The sequence below is a fragment of the Streptomyces aurantiacus genome, assembly GCF_027107535.1.
Taxonomy (GTDB): Bacteria; Actinomycetota; Actinomycetes; order Streptomycetales; family Streptomycetaceae; genus Streptomyces.
On record NZ_CP114283.1, the window covers coordinates 8,941,717 to 8,963,205 of the forward strand.

Annotated in this window: 16 protein-coding genes; 7 read left to right on the top strand and 9 right to left on the bottom strand. The window is 71.5% G+C overall.

The window, feature by feature from the left end:
• The first annotated feature begins 331 nt into the window (after positions 1–331).
• The gene (locus O1Q96_RS41405; RefSeq protein WP_269252992.1) at positions 332–1,486 is read left to right on the top strand and encodes an ADP-ribosylglycohydrolase family protein; all 1,155 of its coding nucleotides are present in this window, start codon (positions 332–334) and stop codon (positions 1,484–1,486) included.
• 132 nt (positions 1,487–1,618) lie between these two features.
• Here the strand turns inward: O1Q96_RS41405 and O1Q96_RS41410 are convergent, their stop codons facing one another.
• Positions 1,619–3,184: a sodium:solute symporter family protein gene (locus O1Q96_RS41410; RefSeq protein ID WP_269252993.1), complete on the bottom strand. Its 1,566-nt coding sequence runs from the start codon at positions 3,182–3,184 to the stop codon at positions 1,619–1,621.
• A gap of 142 nt (positions 3,185–3,326) precedes the next feature.
• Positions 3,327–4,112, bottom strand: coding sequence for an SDR family oxidoreductase (locus O1Q96_RS41415; RefSeq protein ID WP_269252994.1), 786 nt, complete (start codon positions 4,110–4,112; stop codon positions 3,327–3,329).
• A gap of 170 nt (positions 4,113–4,282) precedes the next feature.
• Here O1Q96_RS41415 and O1Q96_RS41420 point away from each other — a divergent pair, with 170 nt between their 5' ends.
• Complete coding sequence (locus O1Q96_RS41420) at positions 4,283–5,158, top strand: hypothetical protein (RefSeq protein ID WP_269252995.1); 876 nt, start codon at positions 4,283–4,285, stop codon at positions 5,156–5,158.
• A 108-nt stretch (positions 5,159–5,266) separates the two neighbouring features.
• Entirely contained in the window at positions 5,267–5,782 is a 516-nt protein-coding gene (locus tag O1Q96_RS41425; protein ID WP_269252996.1) for a DUF2165 domain-containing protein, read from the top strand.
• Positions 5,783–5,895: 113 nt separating this feature from the next.
• On the opposite strand, the gene O1Q96_RS41430 is transcribed toward O1Q96_RS41425, so the two are convergent.
• The 4 genes from O1Q96_RS41430 to O1Q96_RS41445 form a co-directional block, all read right to left on the bottom strand.
• Positions 5,896–9,231 carry a tetratricopeptide repeat protein gene (locus O1Q96_RS41430; protein ID WP_269252997.1) on the bottom strand — a complete coding sequence of 1,112 codons (3,336 nt, stop codon included), beginning with the start codon at positions 9,229–9,231 and terminating at the stop codon, positions 5,896–5,898.
• Positions 9,232–9,556: 325 nt separating this feature from the next.
• Complete coding sequence (locus O1Q96_RS41435; protein ID WP_269252998.1) at positions 9,557–10,132, bottom strand: hypothetical protein; 576 nt, start codon at positions 10,130–10,132, stop codon at positions 9,557–9,559.
• A gap of 126 nt (positions 10,133–10,258) precedes the next feature.
• On the bottom strand, positions 10,259–12,844 hold the full coding sequence (locus O1Q96_RS41440) for a bifunctional FO biosynthesis protein CofGH (protein WP_269252999.1): 2,586 nt from the start codon (positions 12,842–12,844) through the stop codon (positions 10,259–10,261).
• Positions 12,845–12,926: 82 nt separating this feature from the next.
• Complete coding sequence (locus O1Q96_RS41445; protein ID WP_269253000.1) at positions 12,927–13,772, bottom strand: LLM class F420-dependent oxidoreductase; 846 nt, start codon at positions 13,770–13,772, stop codon at positions 12,927–12,929.
• Between the two features lie 227 nt (positions 13,773–13,999).
• Between O1Q96_RS41445 and O1Q96_RS41450 the strand changes: the two genes are divergently transcribed.
• Positions 14,000–15,550 carry a CehA/McbA family metallohydrolase gene (locus O1Q96_RS41450; protein ID WP_269253001.1) on the top strand — a complete coding sequence of 517 codons (1,551 nt, stop codon included), beginning with the start codon at positions 14,000–14,002 and terminating at the stop codon, positions 15,548–15,550.
• Positions 15,551–15,617: 67 nt separating this feature from the next.
• Here the strand turns inward: O1Q96_RS41450 and O1Q96_RS41455 are convergent, their stop codons facing one another.
• Both O1Q96_RS41455 and O1Q96_RS41460 read right to left on the bottom strand, forming a co-directional pair.
• On the bottom strand, positions 15,618–17,477 hold the full coding sequence (locus tag O1Q96_RS41455) for a protein kinase domain-containing protein (RefSeq protein WP_269253002.1): 1,860 nt from the start codon (positions 17,475–17,477) through the stop codon (positions 15,618–15,620).
• Between the two features lie 103 nt (positions 17,478–17,580).
• Positions 17,581–18,003: an ATP-binding protein gene (locus O1Q96_RS41460; RefSeq protein ID WP_269253003.1), complete on the bottom strand. Its 423-nt coding sequence runs from the start codon at positions 18,001–18,003 to the stop codon at positions 17,581–17,583.
• Between the two features lie 197 nt (positions 18,004–18,200).
• Here O1Q96_RS41460 and O1Q96_RS41465 point away from each other — a divergent pair, with 197 nt between their 5' ends.
• The 3 genes from O1Q96_RS41465 to O1Q96_RS41475 are packed head-to-tail and all read left to right on the top strand — an operon-like array spanning position 18,201 to position 19,697.
• Positions 18,201–19,052, top strand: coding sequence for a helix-turn-helix domain-containing protein (locus O1Q96_RS41465; protein ID WP_269253004.1), 852 nt, complete (start codon positions 18,201–18,203; stop codon positions 19,050–19,052).
• Positions 19,053–19,060: 8 nt separating this feature from the next.
• On the top strand, positions 19,061–19,300 hold the full coding sequence (locus O1Q96_RS41470; RefSeq protein ID WP_269253005.1) for a DUF397 domain-containing protein: 240 nt from the start codon (positions 19,061–19,063) through the stop codon (positions 19,298–19,300).
• 1 nt (position 19,301) lies between these two features.
• The gene (locus O1Q96_RS41475) at positions 19,302–19,697 is read left to right on the top strand and encodes a nitroreductase/quinone reductase family protein (protein WP_269253006.1); all 396 of its coding nucleotides are present in this window, start codon (positions 19,302–19,304) and stop codon (positions 19,695–19,697) included.
• Positions 19,698–19,717: 20 nt separating this feature from the next.
• Here O1Q96_RS41475 and O1Q96_RS41480 read toward each other — a convergent pair whose 3' ends face one another.
• A complete protein-coding gene (locus O1Q96_RS41480; protein WP_269253007.1) occupies positions 19,718–21,379 on the bottom strand; it encodes a serine/threonine-protein kinase in 1,662 nt (553 codons plus the stop codon).
• Positions 21,380–21,489: the final 110 nt, after the last annotated feature.

A 21,489-nucleotide genomic window follows, 5' to 3' on the forward strand; every position in this document is an offset into this window, starting at 1 on the left:
CAACAACTGCACACGCACCATGAAAGAGCCCTCTCGACTGGCCCGCCGTCCCGGCCGAGGGGGCTCGGCCCTGTCCGGGTGATCGCTGAAGGGCCCCTGCATTTGTGTGCATGCCGCGCAGATGTCGCACATGAAATCCGTGATCGTCCGCGTGGATCTTTCTTTCCACGGCGGCGGACCGACGGAAATGCGTTCCGATCCCCGCCAAATATGATCAGTCGCCTCACTGTTCACATACCGTTCCGCCTCTCAACCGACCGTTCCTGTTCGATTACAGTGCTGAGCTGTCGACCGTACGGACGGAATCGGATCGGGATCTCAGGAGGCCTCGGTGGGTGCGACAGCCGGTGCCGTCTGGGGCCGCGCCGAACAGCAGGACTTCCGCAGCCGGGTGCGTGGCACGCTCCTCGGCGCGGCGGTCGGTGACGCGCTGGGTTCGCCCGTCGAGGGCCTCACGCTGGAACAGATCCGTGAGGCGCACGGCGCGGAGGGGCTCACCGACCTGGCCTTCGGCCACGGCAGGCGCGGGGCCGTCTCGCATCTCACCCAGCTGAACCTGTTCTCGGTCGACGGGCTGATACGGGCCCAGGTGCGCCGGGACACCGGCGCCTGGCATCCGCCGACGGATCTGCACCGCGCCTATCTGCGGTGGGCCTCCACGCAGCGCGACTGGGGCCCGGACGAACGGCGCAAGGAGGACGGGTGGCTGGCGCGCGAGGAGTGGCTGTACGCCCGGCGTGAGCCCGCGCGCGCCTGTCTGATCGGCCTCGGCGACGAGCTGATGGGCACGCTGGACGCACCCAAGAACCCCGACGAGCGGGGGGTGGAGGCCACGGCCCGCTCCGCGCCGTTCGGGCTGCTGGTCGGCTGGGAGCCGCAGCTCGTCATGCAGCTCGCGGTGGAGTGTTCGGCGCAGACGCACGGCCACCCCCTGGCCTACCTGTCGGCGGGCGCGTACGCCGTCATCGTGCACGGGCTCGCGCGCGGTGAGAGCCTCGACACCGCCGTCCAGCGGGCGCTGCAGCTGCTGGCCGCCCGCCCGGGGCAGAAGCCCGTCGCGGAGGCGCTGCAGCGGGCTCTGGGGGCCGTACGGCAGGGCATGCCGACTCCGGCCCGGGTCGAGGACCTGGCCGGGGACGGCACGGCGGACGGGCTGCTCTCGGTGGCCGTGTACTGCGCGCTGGTCGGCGAGGACACCCGGCACGGGCTGTGCCTGTCGGTGAACCACGGTGGCGCGTCGGCCGCCGCCGGCGCCCTCACCGGCGCGCTGCTCGGAGCCATGCACGGCGAGACGGCCCTTCCGCCGTCCTGGCTGGCCGAGCTGGAGGGCCGCCCCACCATGCTGGTCCTCGCGGACGACTTCGCGATGGAGATGACCCAGGGCCCGGCCCTGCACGGTCCGGCGGGCTCCTCACCGGGCTGGCTGGCCCGGTATCCGCGCGGGTACGCGGCCCTGCCGGGAGGCACGCCGGTCCCGGCGGTCTGAATCACGCAGACCGTCGGCCGCCTCCGCGGATCGTCGGCCGCCACGCGGCCGGTGCACGGCCGGTGCGCCCCGGAACAGGTCGGGGCGACCGCTCGTTCCCGAGCGGTCGCCCTCCTGCCTCGCGTGTGCGGATCAGTCCTTGACCGGCGTGCCCACCACGTCGTCCACGGGTCCGGCCGGGGCCGGTACCGCCGCGGCGGTGGATCCGCCGTCATCCGTGTTGATCTTCGCGATGAGCGCGTCCCTTTCCGGGGTGTCCTCCGGCTTCACGTAGCCGACGACGATGTAGAGGACGAGCGACACCGCGAGCGGGATCGACACCTGGTACTGGAGCGGGACTCCGCCGTCGACGTTCCAGCTGATCGGGTAGTTGACCAGCCAGAAGGTGACCAGTCCGACGCCCCAGCTGATCAGTGCCGCCGTCGGGCCGCTCTTGCGGAACCACGGCAGCAGGCCCAGCATCAGCGGGATCGCGATCGGACCCATCAGGCCCGCCACCCACTTGATGACGACGGTGATGATGTCGCCGAAGAAGGCGGAGTTGACCTGGGTCGCGATGGCCATCGACAGACCGAGGAAGAGCAGCGTGGCCCAGCGGGCGGCCAGCAGTCCCATCCGGGTGTCCCACTCGCGCGCCTTGCGTGAGACCGCGGGCATGATGTCGCGGGTGACGACTGCGGCGATCGCGTTGGCGTCGGACGAGCACATCGCCATGGTGTGGGAGAAGAATCCGACGACGACCAGACCCAACAGCCCGTGCGGCAACAGCTGTTCGGCCATCAGCGCGTACGAGTCGCCCGGCGCGTCCGTCTTGATGATCAGCGGCGCGACCCACATCGGGAAGAACAGCACGAGCGGCCAGACCAGCCAGAGCGCGGCGGACAGCGCGGCCGAGCGCGTGGCGGACTTCGCGGAGTCCGTGGCCATGTAGCGCTGGGCCTGGTTCCACATGCCGCCGTTGTACTCGAAGGTCTTGATGAACAGGTACGCGATCAGGAAGACCATCATGTACGGGCCGGCCAGCGGCTTGGTGTGGCCGTCGAGCGCGGGCTCGTCCCAGACGCTCCAGAGGGTGCCGAAGCCGTTCAGCTCGGCCATGACGGCGACGAGCATCGCGATGCCGGCGACGAACTGGATGATGAACTGGCCGAGTTCGGTGAGGGCGTCGGCCCAGAGCCCGCCGACCGTGCAGTAGACGGCCGTCACCGCGCCGGTGATGAGGATGCCCATGTTGAGCGAGACACCGGTGAAGACGGACAACAGGGTGGCGATGGCGGCCCACTTGGCGCCGACGTCCACGATCTTCAGCAGGACGCCGGACCAGGCGAGCGCCTGCTGCGTGGGCAGGTTGTAGCGGTTCTTCAGGTACTCCAGTGGCGAGGCCACGTGCAGCCGAGAGCGCACCCGGTTGAGCCGGGGCGCGAACAGCTTCGCGCCGATCGCGATGCCGATGGCGATCGGGAAGGACCAGGTGACGTAGGAAGTGACGCCGTACGTGTAGGCGATTGCCGCGTAGCCCGTGAACATCACGGCGCTGTAGCCGGACATGTGGTGCGAGATGCCCGACAGCCACCACGGCATCTTGCCGCCGGCCGTGAAGAAGTCGCTGACGTCGTCCACACGTTTGTGGGACCACAGGCCGATCGCGACCATCACACCGAAGTAGCCGATGAGCACGGCCCAGTCGAGACCGTTCATGTGCCCCCTCCCAGGGTCGTGAAGCGCCCGCTCATCGTGGGTTTGATGGCATGACTCCGACAACCACTCGTACAGTCAAAGGGAGGTAAAATAGTTCTGCTTACTGACCTCGGTTCATGTTTCTGAACATGGTGCGTGGCGACTACCGCATCAGCTCCCCCGCGTTGACCAGCAAGGACTGCCCTGTGATCGCCCGTGCCCGGTCCGACGCCAGGAACACCGCGGCGTCCGCCACGTCTCCGTCCGTGGCCAGCTCGGGCAGCGCCATCCGCGAGGTCAGCCGCTCCAGCACCTCGGCCTCCGGCACGCCCTCGGTGTACGCGGTGAACTGCACGTACGCCTCCACCGGCGGGCCCCACATCCACCCCGGCAGCACGGTGTTCACCCGGATCCGATGCGGACCGAGCTCCCGCGCCATGGAGTACATCGCGCTGGTCAGCGCGCCCTTCGAGGCCGCGTACGCCGCCTGTCGCACCTGGGAGGGGGCGGCGACCGACGACTGCGTCCCGATGACGACCACCGACCCGCCGCGCTCCTTCAGCGCGGGCAGGCAGGCGCGGGTCATCCGCAGCGTGCCGAGCAGGTTCACGTCGAGCACGGCCTGCCAGGTGGCGAAGTCCGCGTCCTCCAGGCCGCCGAAGTAGCTGTCCCAGGCGGCCACATGGACGACCGCGTCGAGCCGGCCGAAGCGCTCCACGGCGAGCGCCGTCAGCGCCTCGCACTGGGCCTCGTCGGTGATGTCGGTCGCCCGGTACGCCGTGTGCGTGCCGTCCGGGTCGAGTTCGGCGGCGGCCTTGGCGAGATTCGCCTCGGTGCGCGCGCCGAGGACGGCGTTGCCGCCGTCGCGCACGACCGCCGCCGCGACCTGGTGGCCGAGTCCGGCGCCCACCCCCGAGACGACGACTGTCTTGCCCTGGAGCAGTGACATTGCGGGCCTCCCGGCTCTGGCGGTTGATCTGACGGTCCGTCAGAGTAGGTGCGTCCGGCGGAGGACGGAAGCCCGGAGGACACAGGCCCCGAGGAACGCGAAGAGCCTGAAGAACCCGAGAAGCCCGAGAAACCCTAGGAACCCTAGGAACACGGAGAAGGGGGAGCGCCATGCTCGATGACACACCGGTCGACACGCGCAGCGAGGTGTACGCGGAACTGGCCGCCGTCGGCCCGTACGGCGTCCGTCCCGGCCACGCCCTGATCACGATGGTGGAGCCGCATCCGGGCCACGAGTACGCGTACAACCGCTGGTACGAGGACGACCACTACTACGCGGGCGCGATGGCCATGCCCTGGATGGCGGCGGGCCGCCGCTGGGTCGCGACCCGCGACCTCCAGCTCCTGCGCTACCCCGAGAAGTCCGCGGTCGCCCAGCCGGTCACCGCCGGCTGCTACCTCTCGACGTACTGGGTCACTGACGGCCGCTACGACGAGCACATGAAGTGGACGGTCGGCATCAACAAGCGGCTGAACCGGGACGGCCGGGTCTACCAGGACCGTACGCACGTCTTCACCGCGTTCCAGGACCACGAGGCGACGGTGTACCGGGACGGGGCGGCCGGGCCGCGCGACTTCCACGCCCTCGACCACCCGTACGCGGGCCTGGTGCTTCAGGTGATCGACGCCGAATCACCGGAACAGCGCACCGAGTTGCTGGAGTGGCTGCGCTCCCGCCACCTGCCCAAGCACCTCGCGGGCTCCCCCGCCGCCATGGTCACGGTCTTCCGCCCGACCCCGCTCCCCGGCGACCGCATGTCGTACGTGAAGCAGGTCGAGGGCGTCGACACGCGGCTGACGCTGCTGTGGTTCCTGGAGGCGGACCCCCGGGAGTGCTGGGAGGAGTACTTCACGGGGCTGGAGGCCCCGGTGGCCGCTGCATCCATGAGCGGCTCCGCCGCGGGCGGGCTGGGACGCGTCGAGTTGGTGGCCCCCTTCATCCCCACCGTGCCGGGGACCGACCGGTACGTCGACCGGCTCCGCTGACCGCCGCCGACTCGGCCGTGGCCGTCCCGCTGATCCGTCACCCGGACGCGGCATACTCCGCGGCGTCCCGTCGTTGACCAACACACCTGTCTGCGAAGGGACTTGAGGATGACCTCGGTACGCGCGCTACCGCTCGCGGCGACCCTGCTCACCGGCACGGTCGCTCTCTACATCACGTTCGTGGCGTTCGGGAACATCACGGACTTCGGCACCAACCAACAGTTCGTCCAGCACGTCCTGTCCATGGACACGACCTTCAAGGACGACGACCTGATGTGGCGGGCCGTGGAGTCGAAGGGGCTCCAGGACGCGGCCTACGTGGCGATCATCGTCTGGGAGACGATCGCCGCACTCGTCCTGATCTGGGCCACGGTCCAGTGGTTCCGGCACGACCACGTCAACGCCCGGCGGACCTCCACCATCGGTCTGCTGATGCTGATGCTGCTCTTCGGCGCCGGATTCCTCGCGATCGGCGGCGAGTGGTTCGCGATGTGGCAGTCGGAGGACTGGAACGGTCTGGACGCGGCGATGCGGGTCTTTCTGATGAGCGGGGTCGTGCTGCTGGTCATCCACCTTCCGATGGACCGGGCCGGGGATGCCTCCGCCTCGCGTACCGGCGTCTAGGCGGCTGCTCCGCGGAAGGGTTGTCCGGTACCTGCGGGCCGTGGCCGGTCGCGCGGTTCCCCGCCCCCGGCGGGGCACGCCGTGGCGGAGGTGCGCCGCGGCTCAGCGACCGGTCATTGCGCGCAGCGCGCCCGGATCGCGTCGCGCGCCGCCGTGATCTCCGCGAGGCGGGGTGCGAGGCGGCCCCGGTCGGCGCCGGGGCTGTCCAGCAGTTCGGTGAGGACGGCGGCGAGGTTCGCCAGGTCGTCCCAGCCGGGGTCCATGGCCAGGACCTCGGCCAGACCTCGGTCGGCGTCGGTCCAGTCGGCGAGGGCGCAGCCGATGAAACACCTTCCCTGTGCGCGTTCCAGCTCTCCCAGGACGCTGTCCGGCCCGTCCGGTTCGGCGTCCGAGCGCACCAGGCGTGCCAGCTCACGCCAGAGGGGTTCCGCGGCGGGCAGCCCCTCGCACCGGCCGACGGTCACCGCCAGTTCGAAGGTGCCCGGGATCGGTTCCGTCCCGCGCACCCGTTCCGCCGTACGCCGGGCCTGCGACCACTGCCCGGCATGGCGCTGCACCGCGCAGCGCAGATCGTCCAGGTCGTCGTCGGGCCGCGCCGCCCGGTCGGCGTCGGCCAGCCCTGCGGACGCCTCGTCCCAGCGGCCGCACTGCGTCAGCAACTCGATGGCCGCGCGGCGCGCCCAGGGCGCCTGATGCTCCAGGACGACGCAGCGGTCCAGATCGGCCAGCGCCTGCTCGGTCCGCCCGGTCGCCAGGCCGACCAGCGCACGTGACGCGTACGCCCACCCGTGGTCCGGACTCACCTCCAGTGCGCGGTCCAGATACCGCAGAGCCTCCTGGTGGTCCCTTCGCAGGCGGTGCGTGGCTCCGAGTTCGGCCAGCGCGTGGTGGTCGTCCGGGCTCTGCTCCAGTACGCGCCCGAAGGCGGCGACCGCCTCCTCGTACCGGCCCGCCAGCCGGTACTCCACGCCCAGTTCGTGACCGATCCAGTCGATGTCCGGAGCCGCCTCGACGGCCCGCTCCAGATCCTCGAACATGCCTGCCCGGTCACCGAGTTCGTTCTTCGCCCGGGCCCTCGTCACCAGCGCCCACGCGTAGTCGGGCCGCAGCTCGACAGCACGGCCGAGGTCGGCCAGCGCCTCGTCGTGGCGGCCCAGGCCGTGCAGGGCCGCACCACGGCTCGCCAGGGCCGAGGCGTAGTCGGGTTCCAGGGAGACGGCCCGGCCGAGCTCGGCGACGGCCTCCTCGAACCGGTCGGCCAGCCGGTAGGCGTCACCCCGTTCCGACGCGACCCACGACGCGTCGGGCGCGACGTGCACCGCCCGGTCGAAATCGGCGAACGCCTCGTCCAGCTCCCCCCTGGTGCGGTGCAGGCGCGCCCTGCGCACCAGCGCCCAGGGGTCGTCCTCCTCGATGCTCAGCGCTCGGTCGAAGTCGGCGAGCGCCTCGTCGTACCGTCCGAGGACGTGGCGGCACACGGCCCGCCCGGTCAGGGATTCGGCATCGGTCGGGTCGAGGACGACGGCACGGTCGAAATCGGCGACGGCCTCCTCGAATCGGCCCGCCAGCCGGTAGGTCTCCGCGCGCCCGGCGATGATCCACCCGGTGCCGGGGGCCAGTTCGTCCGCCCGGTCGAGGGCGGCCAGCGCTGCCGGGAAGTCGCCCAGCAGCTGGTGGGTGAAGCCACGGCCGTAGTGGGCCCAGGCGAGCTCCGGGTCGAGCTCCAGGGCCCGCCCGTACTCCTCCAGGGCCTGCCGGTACTCGCCGCCGTGGCGCAGTTCCCTGCCCCGCAGGGTGTGCGCCAGCGCCCGGCCGGCCGTGTCCAGTCCCGGCCGGGCCAGGAGCAGGTTCATCGCGCCGGCCACCCCGCCCCCGTCTTCCTCCAGGGCCTCGCCCAGCCGCGCGCCCCACTCGGCGAGGCCGGGATTGTCCGCCGCGTGGCCCGCTTCCTCCAGCATCCGCGCCCAGCGGCGGCCGACGACGCCGTCCTCACGGCAGGCCTCGACCAGCGCCCGCAGCGCCGCGCCGAGCGCCGCAGGGGGCCGGGCGCAGAGCAGGTGGTACGTCTCCTCCAGGCGCAGCTCGCGCCATTCCTCGTCCGCCCACAGGTTCTCGGTCTCCCGGCCGGCCCCGGCCTCGGCCCGCCACCGCGCGAACGCCTCCGCCAGCCGTCGGTGCCGCCCGGCCCACTCGCGCGGGGACCGGCGTCGCTCCAGCCGCAGCATCGGCGCCCGTACGACGTCGTGGTACTGCACTCGGGACCCGCGCTCGCCGACGAACGGGAGTCCCGTCAACCAGTCGTACAGCGCGTCCAGTTCGTCGTCCGGGCGGTCGACGAGGACCCGGAACACGTCCGCGTCCAGCCGCCGGGGCAGCGCGCAGATCCGGGCGACCTGGCGACGGGCGTCGTCGGCTTCCCACTGGAGGAACCGTTTCACGGCGGTCGTGCTCGGATCGCCCACGTCGTCCGGGTCGCCGGGGCGGGCCTCCGCGAGCGTGGACACGAGGACGGGCAGGCCGCCGGTGAGGCGCAGCACCTCCTTGACGACCGGTTCGGCCACGACCCCCTTCCCGGCGAGCAGCCCGCGCGACTCGGACTCGGTGAACGGCGCCAGCGGCACGTCCGCCACGGAGCCCGGGCCGCTCCCGCGAACGGTGTCCAGGGGACGCTGGCCGGCGGTGACCACGACGACGGTGGCCGGCAGTCCGCTGTCCGCCTCGTGGCGCGTGACCATGTCGTGCAGCCACGGGTCGAGAAACGGCCCGGTCCGTTCGTACGTGTCGAAGAACAGGACGATCCTCGGGACGGCGGAGGCCGCGGCGCGCAGGTCGCGGAGCAGGACGGGTGTGAGCACCTTCTCCGGGAACATCACCAGTTCGATGTCGTCGGGATTGCGGAAGCGGGCGCTCAGACCGGCCCGCAGACGGTCCGCTCCCTGGGCGAGCAGGTCGGCGGGGAGGGCACTCGTGAGGAGGCCGCCGCCCGGCACGGTGGCCTCCACGGCGGCGAGGCCGAGCCCCACCGCGGCCCTGCTGCCGGCCGTCGGTGTCCCGGGCTCCGGCGCGAGCGCGGCCAGCGCGGCCGCCTCCGCCTCGTGCCGCCGCTCGCGGTACAGGGCCAGCCGCCGTTCCAGATCCTTCAACCGCCGCCCCTGGTCGGCGAACTGACGGCACATCTCCGCCATCGTCTCCGGCACGCTTCCGGCGCGCTCGTCGACGTACGCCGTCAGCGCGCCGCGGTCGCGGGCGAGGTGCCGCAACTCCTGTACCAGGAAAGTCTTTCCGACGCCGGCGGGGCCGTGCACATGGAAGCGGAAGCGCTGCCGGGCGTCACTGGCCGGGAGGTCGAAGTTCCGCAGAAACGCGGCCCGTTCGGCGTCCCGGCCCACGAATCCGGCCCGGTTGCCCTGCTGGATCAGCTCCTGCCTCGACAGCCCTGCCTGCGCCACCCGCCTGCCTCCTTGCCGCGTCCCGCGTCGAGTCCGGACTCCAGTGTGGAGCAGACCGGCGGGCGGGACCCAGGGCCGGGCGCACGGTCGGCTTCGCTCTCGGATCGCCCACCGGAATGGTGGCGCCGTCCTTGCCAAGCTTGTCCGGCGGTTCCTCGGTGCTTGCGAACCTCGGGTTCCCCGCAGCCGCCCGCTCCCCGCACCCCGCCGGCTTCAACATCGCCACGCACGCAACGGCCCATCGCCCCCACGCACCATCCCCTCCCCAGAGAACAGCGTGATCCTAGGTCACCGGTGCACCGGGTCCGTCCGAGGAGGGCGAGCGCTACTTCACGACCGCGACCGTCGTCCCCGCCGTGCCGAACTTCCAGACCGCGTCCCCGTCGGCCGCCTTCATGCGGACGCCGCCCGTCGTCGCGCCCGACGCGGGCGGTGGCGGGGAGGAGCCGTCCACCGCGTTGGAGAAGGCGACGTTCACGCCGGACGCCACGGCGAAGTAGACGATGTGCTCGATCTCCACGCCGTCACTGCCGGTCGCGGCCTCGCGCCGGGTGCCGACCGTGTAGTTGCCGGGCTCCGGGTTCACCGTCCCGGGCCACACCGTGAAGGTGCGCCGGGGCGCGTCGCTCGCGTCGACCAGCCACACCCGCCGCTGCGCGAGGGAGTAGACGATGCGCCGTCCCGTGCCGGAGCCGTCCGGTACGGCGGTCGGCTGCTCGGACTTTCCGGGTGAGGCGGAGGGCTTGACGCCGGCCGAGGCGGACGGCTTCGGGCTCGCGGACGCGGTCGGCTCGGGACCTTCGTCGGCCTTGACGGCCAGGACGGCCACCAGCACCAGAGCGGCCGCGGTCAGACCGGTGACCCAGGCCCACGAGGGAAGCCGTCGGGCAGGCACGGGCACGCATCTCCTCAGCTCTGATTCACCCCGTCGGAGGGTCGGATCATCCTACTCCGACGCGGTCCCTGCCTGTTCCTGGCCCGGCCCGCCCCGGCGGCGCCCGCCGGGGCGGTCCAGGGGGCCGCCGTGTCAGTCCAGGACGGGCAGCAGCTCCGGCAGATGCCCGTCCGACAGCGCCGCGGCCCGCTGCCGTTCCTCGGGGACCGGCCCGTACAGCGTCGTCCGCGGCTTCGCCGGGCGGCCCGCCGCCTCCGCCACCGCGATCAGGTCCTTGACGGACTTGTACGAGCCGTAACTCGACCCCGCCATACGGGAGATGGTCTCCTCCATCAGGGTCCCGCCGAGGTCGTTGGCGCCGGAGCGGAGCATCTCCGCGGCACCCTCCGTGCCCAGTTTCACCCAGCTTGTCTGGATGTTGGGGATGTGCGGGTGCAGGAGGAGGCGGGCCATCGCGATGACCGCGCGGTTGTCCCGGGTCGTCGGACCGGGCCGGGCGATCCCCGCCAGGTACACCGGCGCGTTCGTGTGGATGAACGGCAGCGTCACGAACTCCGTGAAACCGCCGGTCTGTTGCTGGATGCGGGAGAGCGTGCGGAAGTGGCCGAGCCAGTGCCGGGGCTGGTCCACGTGCCCGTACATCATGGTGGAGGAGGACCGGATGCCGAGCTCGTGCGCGGTCGTCACCACCTCGATCCAGGTCGCGGTGGGCAGCTTGCCCTTGGTGAGGACCCAGCGGACCTCGTCGTCGAGGATCTCCGCGGCCGTGCCGGGGATGGAGTCGAGGCCGGCCTCCTTGGCGGCCGTCAACCACTCGCGGATCGACAGGCCCGTACGGGTCGCGCCGTTCACGACCTCCATGGGTGAGAAGGCGTGGACGTGCATCCCGGGCACCCGCTCCTTCACCGCGCGCGCGATGTCGAAGTAGGCGGTGCCCGGCAGGTCGGGGTGGATACCGCCCTGCATGCAGACCTCGACGGCCCCGACGTCCCAGGCCTGCTGGGCGCGGTCGGCGACCTGGTCGAGGGAGAGGGTGTAGGCGTCCGCGTCGGTGCGGCGCTGGGCGAAGGCGCAGAAGCGGCAGCCGGTGTAGCAGACGTTCGTGAAGTTGATGTTCCGCGTGACGATGTACGTGACGTCGTCACCGACCGCCGACCTGCGGACGTCGTCCGCGATGCGGCAGAGCGCGTCGAGCGCCGGGCCGTCCGCGTGGAGCAGGGCGAGGGCCTCGTCGTCGGTCAGCCTGGTCGGGTCGTCGGCGGCGGTCGCGAGGGCGGCCCGTACGTCGGTGTCGATGCGGGAGGGGACCATCCCGGGCGCCGCGGCCTCCCGCAGGGCGTCCCAGTCGCCGTACACGTGGTCGTAGTCCTCGCGCCGGTCGGACGTGCGCCCCTCGGAGTCGATCGCGGTGTGCAGGTCGGTACGGCCCGTGGACGTGAACGCCTCCTCGGGTTCCTGCCACGGGTGACCCTCGACGACGGCGTCCGCCACCGCGAGGCCCGTCTGCGGGTCGGCGAGCGCCCGGACGTGCGGGAGCAGCCGCGGGTCCAGCCACGGTTCGCCGCGCTGGACGAACTCGGGGTAGACGCAGAGGCGTTCGCGCAGTGCGAAGCCCGCCTCGGCGGACTGCTCGCGCAGCAGGTCGATCTGCGGCCAGGGGCGCTCGGGGTTGACGTGGTCGATGGTGAGCGGCGAGACCCCGCCCCAGTCGTCGATCCCGGCGCCGATGAGCCGTCCGTACTCGGAGTCGACCAGGTTGGGGGGTGCCTGGAGGCAGGCGGAGGGGCCCATGATGTGCCGGGCCACGGCGACCGTCGCGACCAGTTCGTCCAGTTCGGCGTCCGGCATCCCGCGCATCGCCGTGTCCGGCTTGGCGCGGAAGTTCTGGATGATCAGTTCCTGGATGCCGTGGTAGGCGCGGGAGACGCGGCGCAGCGCGAAGAGGGAGTCCGCGCGTTCCTCGTACGTCTCGCCGATGCCGATGAGGACGCCGCTGGTGAAGGGGACCGAGGAGCGTCCGGCGTCCTCCAGGACGCGCAGCCGGACCGCCGGCTCCTTGTCGGGCGACCCGTGGTGCGGGCCGCCGGGCTCGCTCCACAGCCGGGTCGCGGTCGTCTCCAGCATCATGCCCATGCTGGGCGCGACGGGCTTGAGCCGCTGGAAGTCGGTCCACGACATGACACCCGGGTTGAGGTGCGGGAGCAGGCCCGTCTCCTCCAGGATGCGGATGGAGATGGCCCGTACGTAGGCGATCGTGTCGTCGTAGCCGTGCGCGTCGAGCCATTCGCGGGCCTCGGGCCAGCGGTCCTCGGGCTTGTCGCCGAGGGTGATCAGGGCTTCCTTGCAGCCCAGTTCGGCTCCCTTGCGGGCGATGTCGAGGACCTCGTCCGGCGACATGAACATTCCGTGTCCGGCCCGGCGCAGTTTGCCGGGGACCGTGACGAAGGTGCAGTAGTGGCATTTGTCCCGGCACAGCCGGGTGAGCGGGATGAACACGCTCTTCGAGTACGTGATGACGCCGGGGCGGCCCGCCGCCGCCAGGCCCGCGTCCCGCACCCGGGCGGCCGAGGCGGTCAGGTCGTCCAGGTCGGCGCCGCGGGCCTGGAGCAGCACGGCGGCCTCGGTGACGTCGAGGGCGACGCCGTCGCGGGCGCGTTTGAGCGCGCGACGCATGGCGTTCGCGGTGGGCCCGGTTCCGGAGGTCGCGGAAGTCGTCATCCTTCGAGCATACGATCGGATTGATCAGGCATTACAGGTGTGCCGCGTTACAAGCGGCACACCTGCCGCGCGTCAGGGTCGGCTACAGGTACGACGCGTACGCGTCCAGTACGCGCAGTACGTCCCCCTCACCGGCGGGCGGCAGCTGCAGGACGACCTCCTCGATGCCGAGGTCCGCGTAGTGCGCGAGTTTGCCGGCGCTCGGCAGCACGGCGTAGGGCACGACCTGGAGGGCCCCGGGGTCGCGTCCCGCCTCCGCCCAGGCGGTCCGCAGCACGGGCATCGACTCGGTCAGGCCCCTGCCGCCGATCGGCAGCCAGCCGTCGGCGTACTCGCCGATGTGCGAGAACAGCTTCGGGCCGGCGGCTCCGCCGATGAGGGTGCGCGGCCCGACGACGGGTCCGCGCGGCTTCTGCACGGGCTTGGGGTACGCGTGACTGGCCCGGACGGATCCGAACGGGCCTTCGTGCGCGGTCGGTTCGGCCGACCACAGGGCCCGCATCAGCGCCATCCGGTCCCGGCCGAGCTCCCGGCGCGTACGCCACTCGACGCCGTGGTCGGCGGCCTCCTCCACGTTCCAGCCGAAGCCGACGCCGAGGGTGAAGCGGCCTGCGGAGAGGTGGTCGAGGGTCGCGACCTGCTTGGCGAGGTCGATCGGGTCGTGCTGGGCGACGAGCGTGATGCCGGTGCCGAGCGCGAGGGACTCGGTGACCGCCGCCGCCTGGCCGAGGGCGACGAAGGGGTCGAGGGTGCGGCCGTACTCGGGCGGCAGGTCCCCGCCCGCCGGGTACGGGGTGGTCCGCTCGACGGGGATGTGCGTGTGCTCGGGCAGGTAGAGCCCGGCGAAACCGCGTTGTTCCAGCTCACGGGCGAGCCGGGTCGGAGTGATCGTCTCGTCGGTGAGGAAGATCGTCACGGAGATGCGCATGGGTCATCTCTACCGGCACGACACCCAGGTGTCCATACCGACCAGTCGGCCTTTTCGGTGCCTCGCACCGGGTTCTCCGTACTGGCCGGATCGCACGGATGCTCCGTTCCCGAAATCCGCCGATCGCCTTCCCTTGTACCGCGGTTCACGGCTGAATACGAGGCTGGTGACCGCCACACCAGCGTCACCCGTGCCATGTGACTCACGACAACCCGGGGAGCAGCAGCATGTGCGAGGACGACCACAGCGCCGGCCACGACGTCGGCAGACGCGCCCTGTTCGTGACGGGAGCCGCCGCCGCGCTTACGTTGGGAGGCGTGAGCTTTGCGAGCGGCGCCGACGCGGCCGACGGTCCCTCCGGTTCCGGTGACCCCGAGACCCGGACCGTACGCGGCACCCTGCCCACCGGTTCGCCGGACTTCGTGTACCTGCCCGTCGAAGTCCCGTCCGGTGTACGGGAGATCAGGGTCGCGTACACCTACGAGAAGCCTCCGGTCCCGGCGGGCACCGCGGGCAACGCGCTCGACATCGGCATCTTCGACCAGCGCGGCACCGACCTGGGCGGCAAGGGCTTCCGGGGCTGGTCGGGCGGGGCCCGCACGGAGTTCTTCATCCGGGCGGACGACGCGACACCCGGCTACATCCCCGGCCCGGTCCGCGCGGGCACCTGGCACATCGCGCTGGGCCCGTACACGGTGGCTCCGCAGGGGCTCCCGTACGAGGTGACGATCACGCTGACGTACGGCGAGCCGGGCACGGTCGTCAAGCCGGTCTATCCGCCGTCGCGGGCGAAGGGCCGCGGCCGGGCCTGGTACCGGGGCGACTGCCACCTGCACTCCTGGTACTCGGACGGCCGCCGCACCCCGGCGGAGATCGCGGCCCTCGCGCGGGCGGCGGGCCTGGACTTCATCAACACGTCCGAGCACAACACGCACTCCGCGCACGCCCATTGGGCCGACCAGGCCGGTGACGACCTGCTGATCATGCTGGGCGAGGAGGTGACGACGAGGAACGGTCACGTCGTCGCGCTCGGCACCGACCCGGGGACGTTCGTCGACTGGCGCTACCGGGCGCGAGACAACCGCTTCGGCCGGTACGCGCGCCGGATCCGCGAGGCCGGCGGTCTCGTCGTGCCCGCCCATCCGCACGCCACCTGCGTCGGCTGCAACTGGAAGTTCGGCTTCGGCGAGGCGGACGCGGTGGAGGTGTGGAACGGCGCGTACGGGCCCGACGACGAGGTGTCGCTCGCCGACTGGGACAGCATGCTCGTCGCCTCCGTACGGGAGGGCCGGGGCGGCCGGGAGTGGATTCCGGCGATGGGCAACAGCGACGCCCACCGCGACCCCGACCCGGTCGGCAGCCCGCAGACGGTCGTCCTCGCCGACGATCTGACCCGCGAGGCGATCCAGGAGGGCATCCGCGCGGGCCGCTCCTACGTGGCGGAGTCGAAGGCGGTGACGCTGTCGTTCGCGGCCACCGGACCGAAGGGCCAACACGCGGGTATCGGCGGCCGGTTGAGGGTGGACCGCGACGACCCGGTCACGGTCCGCCTGGAGGTCTCGGGCACCCCCCGCTGCACGGTCCGCTTCGTCACGGACCAGGGCGTGCTGCACACGAGCCCCGTCCTGCCGGTGTCGGGTTCCGGCACGGTGGAGTGGCGTACGACGGCCCAGTACGCCGCGTACGTACGGGCCGAGGTGCGGCACGAGACGGCGGCGGGCCCCTTGCCGGGGGCGCTGGCCGCGTTCACGAACCCTGTCTTTCTCGGGCGGGGGTGAGCAGGCGCCCGGCCGGAGGCCGTGGACCGGGCGCTGCGTCGATGCGGGGCCCTTGGGCCGACAGGGCCTAGCGGGACGCTCCGTTGATGCGGTTCTGCTGGAGGGACGTGAGCCGTCGTACGAAGACGATGGCCAGGACGGCGGCCACGATCCCGAGGGCGTTGGCCGCCTGCGAGGTGACGATGGTGTCCGTGGCGGCGACGGCGAGGTCCCTGTCGTACCAACTGGCGGTCGAGTCGTTCGCGTACGCCACGAAGAAGGCGATCCAGAACCACCACCACGTGTGCAGCAGCCACCGCCCGGCGCCCTTCGGCGTGCCGGTCGTCGCCGTCCAGATGTCGTTGCCGATCTGTTTGGGCATGTAGAGGTTGACGACCGGGATGAACCAGGAGCCGGCCGCCAGCCCGGTGGCGTACCGGACGCGTCCGGGGGCGAAGAGCTCGGCGTTGATCCGCGTGCGCTGGAACCAGAACGCCCACACGATCACCACCGGGATGCCCGCGAAGACGCCGAGCACCTCGGTCGCCAGCGATGCGGTGCCCAGGAACCTGAAGTCCTGGATGAGGTCGGTGTCGGAGGTGCTCGCCGCCGCCGACAGCCGGGAGAAGGCCGTCGCGAGGACGTAGCTCCGAAGCAGCAGGGGCACGACGAACAGGCCGAGCAGGAGGGCCAGGGCGATCGAGAGCCCCCGGGTCGGGCGGGGCGTGAGGGGCGGGCCGGCGAAGACGGGAGTGGAAAGGCGCGGGGGCTGAACGGCACCCGGTAACGGGCTGTGCGGGTGGAGATCGGCCGGTGCCGTCCGGTAGGGGTGGACTCCGTCGGGCGGCGGGCTCTGCCACGAGGGCGTGGCCGGTGCGTACGGAATGGGAGGCCCGAAGCCCGGTACGGGGCTCGCCGGGGACGGGATCGCGCCCTGGAGGGGGCTCGCCACCTGTACGGGGCCCGGCCCGGGTCCGGGAGCCGCCGCCCGCCCGGCGAGGGCATGGCTCTCCGGGTCCTCGCTGTCGAGGAGGCGCACGGCGTGTCTGCCCAGTTCCGCCAGCACCGCGCCGGGCAGCCACGCGCCGCTCGCCGCGCCGCGCCCGCCTTCCGCGCCGCCGCCCTCCGCTTCCTCGGCCCGCTTCAACAGCGTGTCCAGTGAGGGCCGTTGACCGGGGTCCTTCGCCAGGCAGGCCGCGACCAGGCCGTGCCACGGCTCCGGTATCCCCTCCAGGTTCGGCTCCTCCTGGGCGATGCGGAAGAGCAGCGAGTGGATGCCGCCCTCGGCACTGCCGAAGGGCAGCCGGCCCGTCGCCGCGTAGGCCAGTACGGCACCGAGACAGAACACGTCGCTCGCGAACGTCACCCGCTCCCCGCGCACCTGCTCGGGCGCCATGAAGCCCGGGGACCCCACGAGGGCACCGGGCTTGGTGAGCCCGTCGGCGGACTGCACGGCCGAGTCGAGGGCGCGCGCGATCCCGAAGTCGATGACACGGGGCCCGTCGATCGTCACCAGGACGTTGGAGGGCTTGAGATCGCGGTGCACGAGGCCGGCTCCGTGGATCGCCCGCAGTGCGTGGACGAGCCCGATCGCCAGCGCCCGTACGGTCTTCGGTGGCAGTGGCCCGTACTGCTCGTCGACCACTTCGGCGAGCGAGGGACCTGCGACGTAACCGGTGGCGACCCAGGGCGTCGGCGCCTCGGTGTCGGCGTCCAGCACGGGGGCGGTCCACTCGCCGCCGACCCGCTGCGCCGCTTTCACCTCCTGGGCGAAGCGCCGCCTGAAGTCGGGCCTGCGGGCCAGTTCTTCCTGGACGACCTTGACCGCGACCGTACGGCCCCGCTCGGAACGGGCCAGGTACACCCGCCCCATGCCGCCCTCACCGAGCCTGCCGAGCAGCCGGTACCCGCCTATCCAGCCCGGATCGGCCGGCTCCAACCCGTCCATGCGTGCTCCCTCTCCCCGTCCCGGCGCGTCCGCATGAGGATAGGGGAGGGGCGGGAGTTACGGGTGGGAGGGCCGGTGGGTGACCGCGCAATCATTTCGCCGGTCACCCACCCCCGCACTCGGCCCACAGGAGTTTGCCGCCCCGGACGTCCCCCAGCACGTGCGCGCCCCACCTGTCCGCGCACGCCCGTACGAGATGCAGGCCGCGGCCGTTCTCCGCGGTGTCCGGGCCTACGGGTACGGGGCCGGGGGCGCCGAAGCCCGGGGGGATCTCGGAGCCTGAGTCCCACACCGCGATCCGCAGCCGGTCGGGCTCCGCCGAGCGGATACGGAGGGCGTACGGGCCCTGGGTGTGCAGATGGGCGTTGGTGAGCAGCTCGGAGGCCAGCAGTTCGGCGGTGGGCGTGAGGCCCGTCAGGCCGTGGGCGGCGAGGACGGTTCGGAGAGTTGCGCGGGCGATCCCCGGTGCGCGTGGATCGTGCGGAAGTTGGAGGGTGTAGGCCCAGGGCGGCGATACGGTGGCCATCGGAAGTCTCCGATCACGAGGGGAGTTCGGGACCCAGTGACCGTGCCGCTCCGTCGAGCGGGGTGCTTCTGGGGGGGGTGGCGCCACTCAGTAAGCTAGCGGCTCACCACCTAATACATTTCCCATTTTGGCAATTGCATGAGGTTTTCGCTCGTGTGCGTGACTCCAACGTGCGGTTGCGCAAGGAGTGTTCAGCCATGGCGCCCAGGACCGCCACCACCGCCCGCCGACTGCGTCTCGGCACCGAACTGCGGCGGCTGCGCGAGCGCGCGGGACTCACCGTCACCGAGGGCGCCCGTCAACTCGGCGTCAGCCAGGCACAGCTGAGCAACATCGAGGCCAGCCGGTTCGGCGTGAGCCCGGACCGGCTGCGCGCGTTGGCCCGTAACTACCGCTGCGCCGACGCCGCCTACGTGGATGGACTGATCGAGTTGGCCACGGAGCGGAAGGGGGGATGGTGGGAGACTTTTCGGGAGGTGCTCCCGACAGCCCTGCTCGACCTGGCCGAGATCGAACACCACGCGTTTCGACTCCGGGCGGCCAACACAGCGCACATCCCTGGCCTGCTCCAGCTCGCCGACCACGCCCGTGCCATCTACGAGCAGGCCGTGCCGGAATTCAGCCGCCGCGACATCGAGCATCGGGTGAACCACCGACTTCAGCGCCAAGCGCTACTGGACCAGGACCAACCGGTGCCGTACCAAGCGATCATCCACGAGGCCGCTCTCCGCGTACCCGTGGGCGGGCCGCCGGTCACCAAGCGGCAGCTGAAACACCTGCTGACCCAGAGCCAGCGCGACAACATCACGATCCAGGTGATCCCCTTTGCCATCGGCGCCTACCCAGGTTCCGGACAGACGTTCCTCTACATCGAGGGCCCTGTTCCGCGGCTCGACACGGTCTCCCTGGACCAATCGCACGGACCCGCGCTGGTCGACGCCGAGGCCGAACTGGACACGTACCGGAATCTGCTGCAACGCATGGAGTCCGTAGCCCTTCCCCCGGAGAAGACCCGGGACTTCATCCAGAGCCTGGCCACCGAACTGTGAGGACCCGCATGACAGCCTACGCATGGCAGAAGTCGTCCTACTGCGCCCAGGGCGAATCCTGCGTCCATGTCGCCGCGACGGCGCAGAAGTCCTCCTACTGCCAGGAAGGCGAAGCCTGCCTCCACGTCACCACCACCGCAAAAACGATCCATCTCACCGAAAGCAGCGACCCCGCCCGCTCCATACTTTCGACCGACCCGGCCACCTTCGGCACCCTCCTCCACGTACTCAAGAGGAGCCACGCCTGACATGTCCCGCCATCACGAGCTCAAGTTCCGGATCGTCACCACGGTCCAGCGACGGATCGCGAACCCGGTCTCCAGGCTGCTGCCGTTCCAGGTGCTTCTGGAGACCACCGGGCGCAAGTCTGGCCTCCCCCGGCGGACGCCGGTCGGTGGGCGTCGCGTCGGGCAGGAGTTCTGGATAGTGTCCGAGTACGGCGAGAAGTCGCAGTACGTGCGGAACATCCAGGCGGACCCGAAGGTCAGGGTCCGCGTGAAGGGCCGGTGGCACCACGGCACCGCCCATCTGCTGCACGAGGACGACGCCCGCACCCGGCTGAAGTCCCTGCCGCGCCTGAACAGCACCGCGGTCCGGGCGGTCGGCACGAACCTGCTGACCGTACGGGTCGATCTGACCGACTGAGCGCGGGTGGGCAGAACCGCCTAGCCCGCCCGCCAGACCGTCATGTCCCCCGACAAGAAGGCGGCTTCCGGCAGCGCTGTCGACTTCACGTCGATCACGAACAGCCCGATGTCTCCGGAGGGGTGTTCGAAGCAGATCTCGCTGCCGGCCGCCACAATGGCGAGCGGGAGCTTGTGCTCGGCGTCGGCGAGGGTCGCGCGGCAGGATTCCAGGGTGGCGCCGGGCTTCTCGGAAGGCACCCAGTCGATCAGGCTCGTGTCGCTCTCCAGCGCGCAGGTCTGCCCGCAGACGAAGCGGATGTCCGCCTTGCGTTCCTCGGCGCTCCTGGTGTCCTTGGAGCCCTTGGATTTCTTGGTGGCGTAGCGGTAGGGATCCTTCATGTCCAGGGGTTCGGTCGCGTTCAGCAGCATCACGGGATACGGGATCCGCTCCGGCTGCCCCGACGCGGCCGAGGACGGGTCCGAACCTCCTGCTGCCCGGCCACCGGTCTTCGAGCCCGAGGACGGCGCGGATGCCGATGAGGAGACCGACGACCCCGCGGAGGACTCCCGGCCGGACGTCGAGGACGCCCCCGCGTTCCGGTCGCCGAGCCGGTCCGACAGGTTCAGGTTCGTCCATGCCACGCTCACCGACAGCAGCGAGGCCACGAGCACGCCGACCGCGAACACTCTGGTACGCCGACGTCGGGCCCGCCGCTCGTCCTGCACCGTCGGCTGCGGACGCCCCTGCAGTTGCGGCTGCGGAAACAACGGCATCGGCAACACCGGGGTGGGATGCGGGACCGGGGCCGGAACCGTCACCTCCGGTCCCATGACCTCCCGCCAGACGGCCGGCCCCGCGCCCGCGTCGGCATCCCCGCCCAGCCGCTGACGGCACCACTCGACGATCTCCGCCGGAGTGGCCCGCTCCCCCGGGTCGGCCGCGAGGCACCGGGCCATCAGCGGTCGGAGTTGTGCGGGCAGCAGGGACAGATCCGGTTCCGAGTGCACGATCCGGTACAGCACGCCGACCGAGTTGCCGTCTCCGTACAGCGGCTCGCCCAGCGCCGCGAACGCCGCTGTCTGGCCGAGCGCGAACACGTCGGTCGCCGCCGTGATCTCACCGCCGGACGCCTGCTCGGGAGCCATGAACTGGGGCGTGCCGACGGTCGCTCCCGTGGCCGTGTGCGAGGTGATGCCGGAGGCCAGCGAAATGCCGAAGTCGATGACCCGCGGCCCGTCCGCGGCCAGCAGCACGTTCGACGGCTTCAGGTCCCGGTGCACGATTCCCGCGGAGTGGATGGCCTGGAGCGCCTCCGCCACTCCCGCCATCAGCCACAGGACCGCGGGCACCGGCAGCGGTCCGCGCCGGGCGACCGCGTCCGCCAGCGAGGGACCGGGCACGTACAGCGTGGCGAGCCACGGCGGTACGCCGTCCGCGTCGGCGTCGATCAGCTCGGCGGTGTACGCGCCCCGGACCCGCTGAGCCGCCCTTATCTCCCGGCTGAAGCCACGCCGGAAGACCGGGTCGTCGGCCAGTTCCGGCCGGATCACCTTGATCGCCACCGGTCGGCCGCCCTGGGTGTGGGACAGGTAGACCCGGCCCATGCCTCCCGCTCCCAGCCTGGCGGCGAGGCGGTAACCGGCCACCATGGACGGATCGTCCGCCTGCAGTGGCTGGAACACCTCGGTCGCGTGATTCATCGGCCCTCGTCCCCTGATCCCCTGATCCCCTCGGCCGATGCGCTGACCAGCGGTGTCAGCCCAACGGTCGTCCCCTGTCCGCCGGTCGCAGCGGGAGGCACACAGCTCGG

Bases quoted from the DNA above. Each gene is read 5' to 3' on its own strand.
- O1Q96_RS41410 (WP_269252993.1), bottom strand. From the start codon at position 3,184: ATGAACGGTCTCGACTGGGCCGTGCTCATCGGCTACTTCGGTGTGATG.
- O1Q96_RS41415 (WP_269252994.1), bottom strand. From the start codon at position 4,112: ATGTCACTGCTCCAGGGCAAGACAGTCGTCGTCTCGGGGGTGGGCGCC.
- O1Q96_RS41420 (WP_269252995.1), top strand. From the start codon at position 4,283: ATGCTCGATGACACACCGGTCGACACGCGCAGCGAGGTGTACGCGGAA.
- O1Q96_RS41425 (WP_269252996.1), top strand. From the start codon at position 5,267: ATGACCTCGGTACGCGCGCTACCGCTCGCGGCGACCCTGCTCACCGGC.
- O1Q96_RS41440 (WP_269252999.1), bottom strand. From the start codon at position 12,844: ATGACGACTTCCGCGACCTCCGGAACCGGGCCCACCGCGAACGCCATG.
- O1Q96_RS41445 (WP_269253000.1), bottom strand. From the start codon at position 13,772: ATGCGCATCTCCGTGACGATCTTCCTCACCGACGAGACGATCACTCCG.
- O1Q96_RS41450 (WP_269253001.1), top strand. From the start codon at position 14,000: ATGTGCGAGGACGACCACAGCGCCGGCCACGACGTCGGCAGACGCGCC.
- O1Q96_RS41455 (WP_269253002.1), bottom strand. From the start codon at position 17,477: ATGGACGGGTTGGAGCCGGCCGATCCGGGCTGGATAGGCGGGTACCGG.
- O1Q96_RS41460 (WP_269253003.1), bottom strand. From the start codon at position 18,003: ATGGCCACCGTATCGCCGCCCTGGGCCTACACCCTCCAACTTCCGCAC.
- O1Q96_RS41465 (WP_269253004.1), top strand. From the start codon at position 18,201: ATGGCGCCCAGGACCGCCACCACCGCCCGCCGACTGCGTCTCGGCACC.
- O1Q96_RS41470 (WP_269253005.1), top strand. From the start codon at position 19,061: ATGACAGCCTACGCATGGCAGAAGTCGTCCTACTGCGCCCAGGGCGAA.
- O1Q96_RS41475 (WP_269253006.1), top strand. From the start codon at position 19,302: ATGTCCCGCCATCACGAGCTCAAGTTCCGGATCGTCACCACGGTCCAG.
- O1Q96_RS41480 (WP_269253007.1), bottom strand. From the start codon at position 21,379: ATGAATCACGCGACCGAGGTGTTCCAGCCACTGCAGGCGGACGATCCG.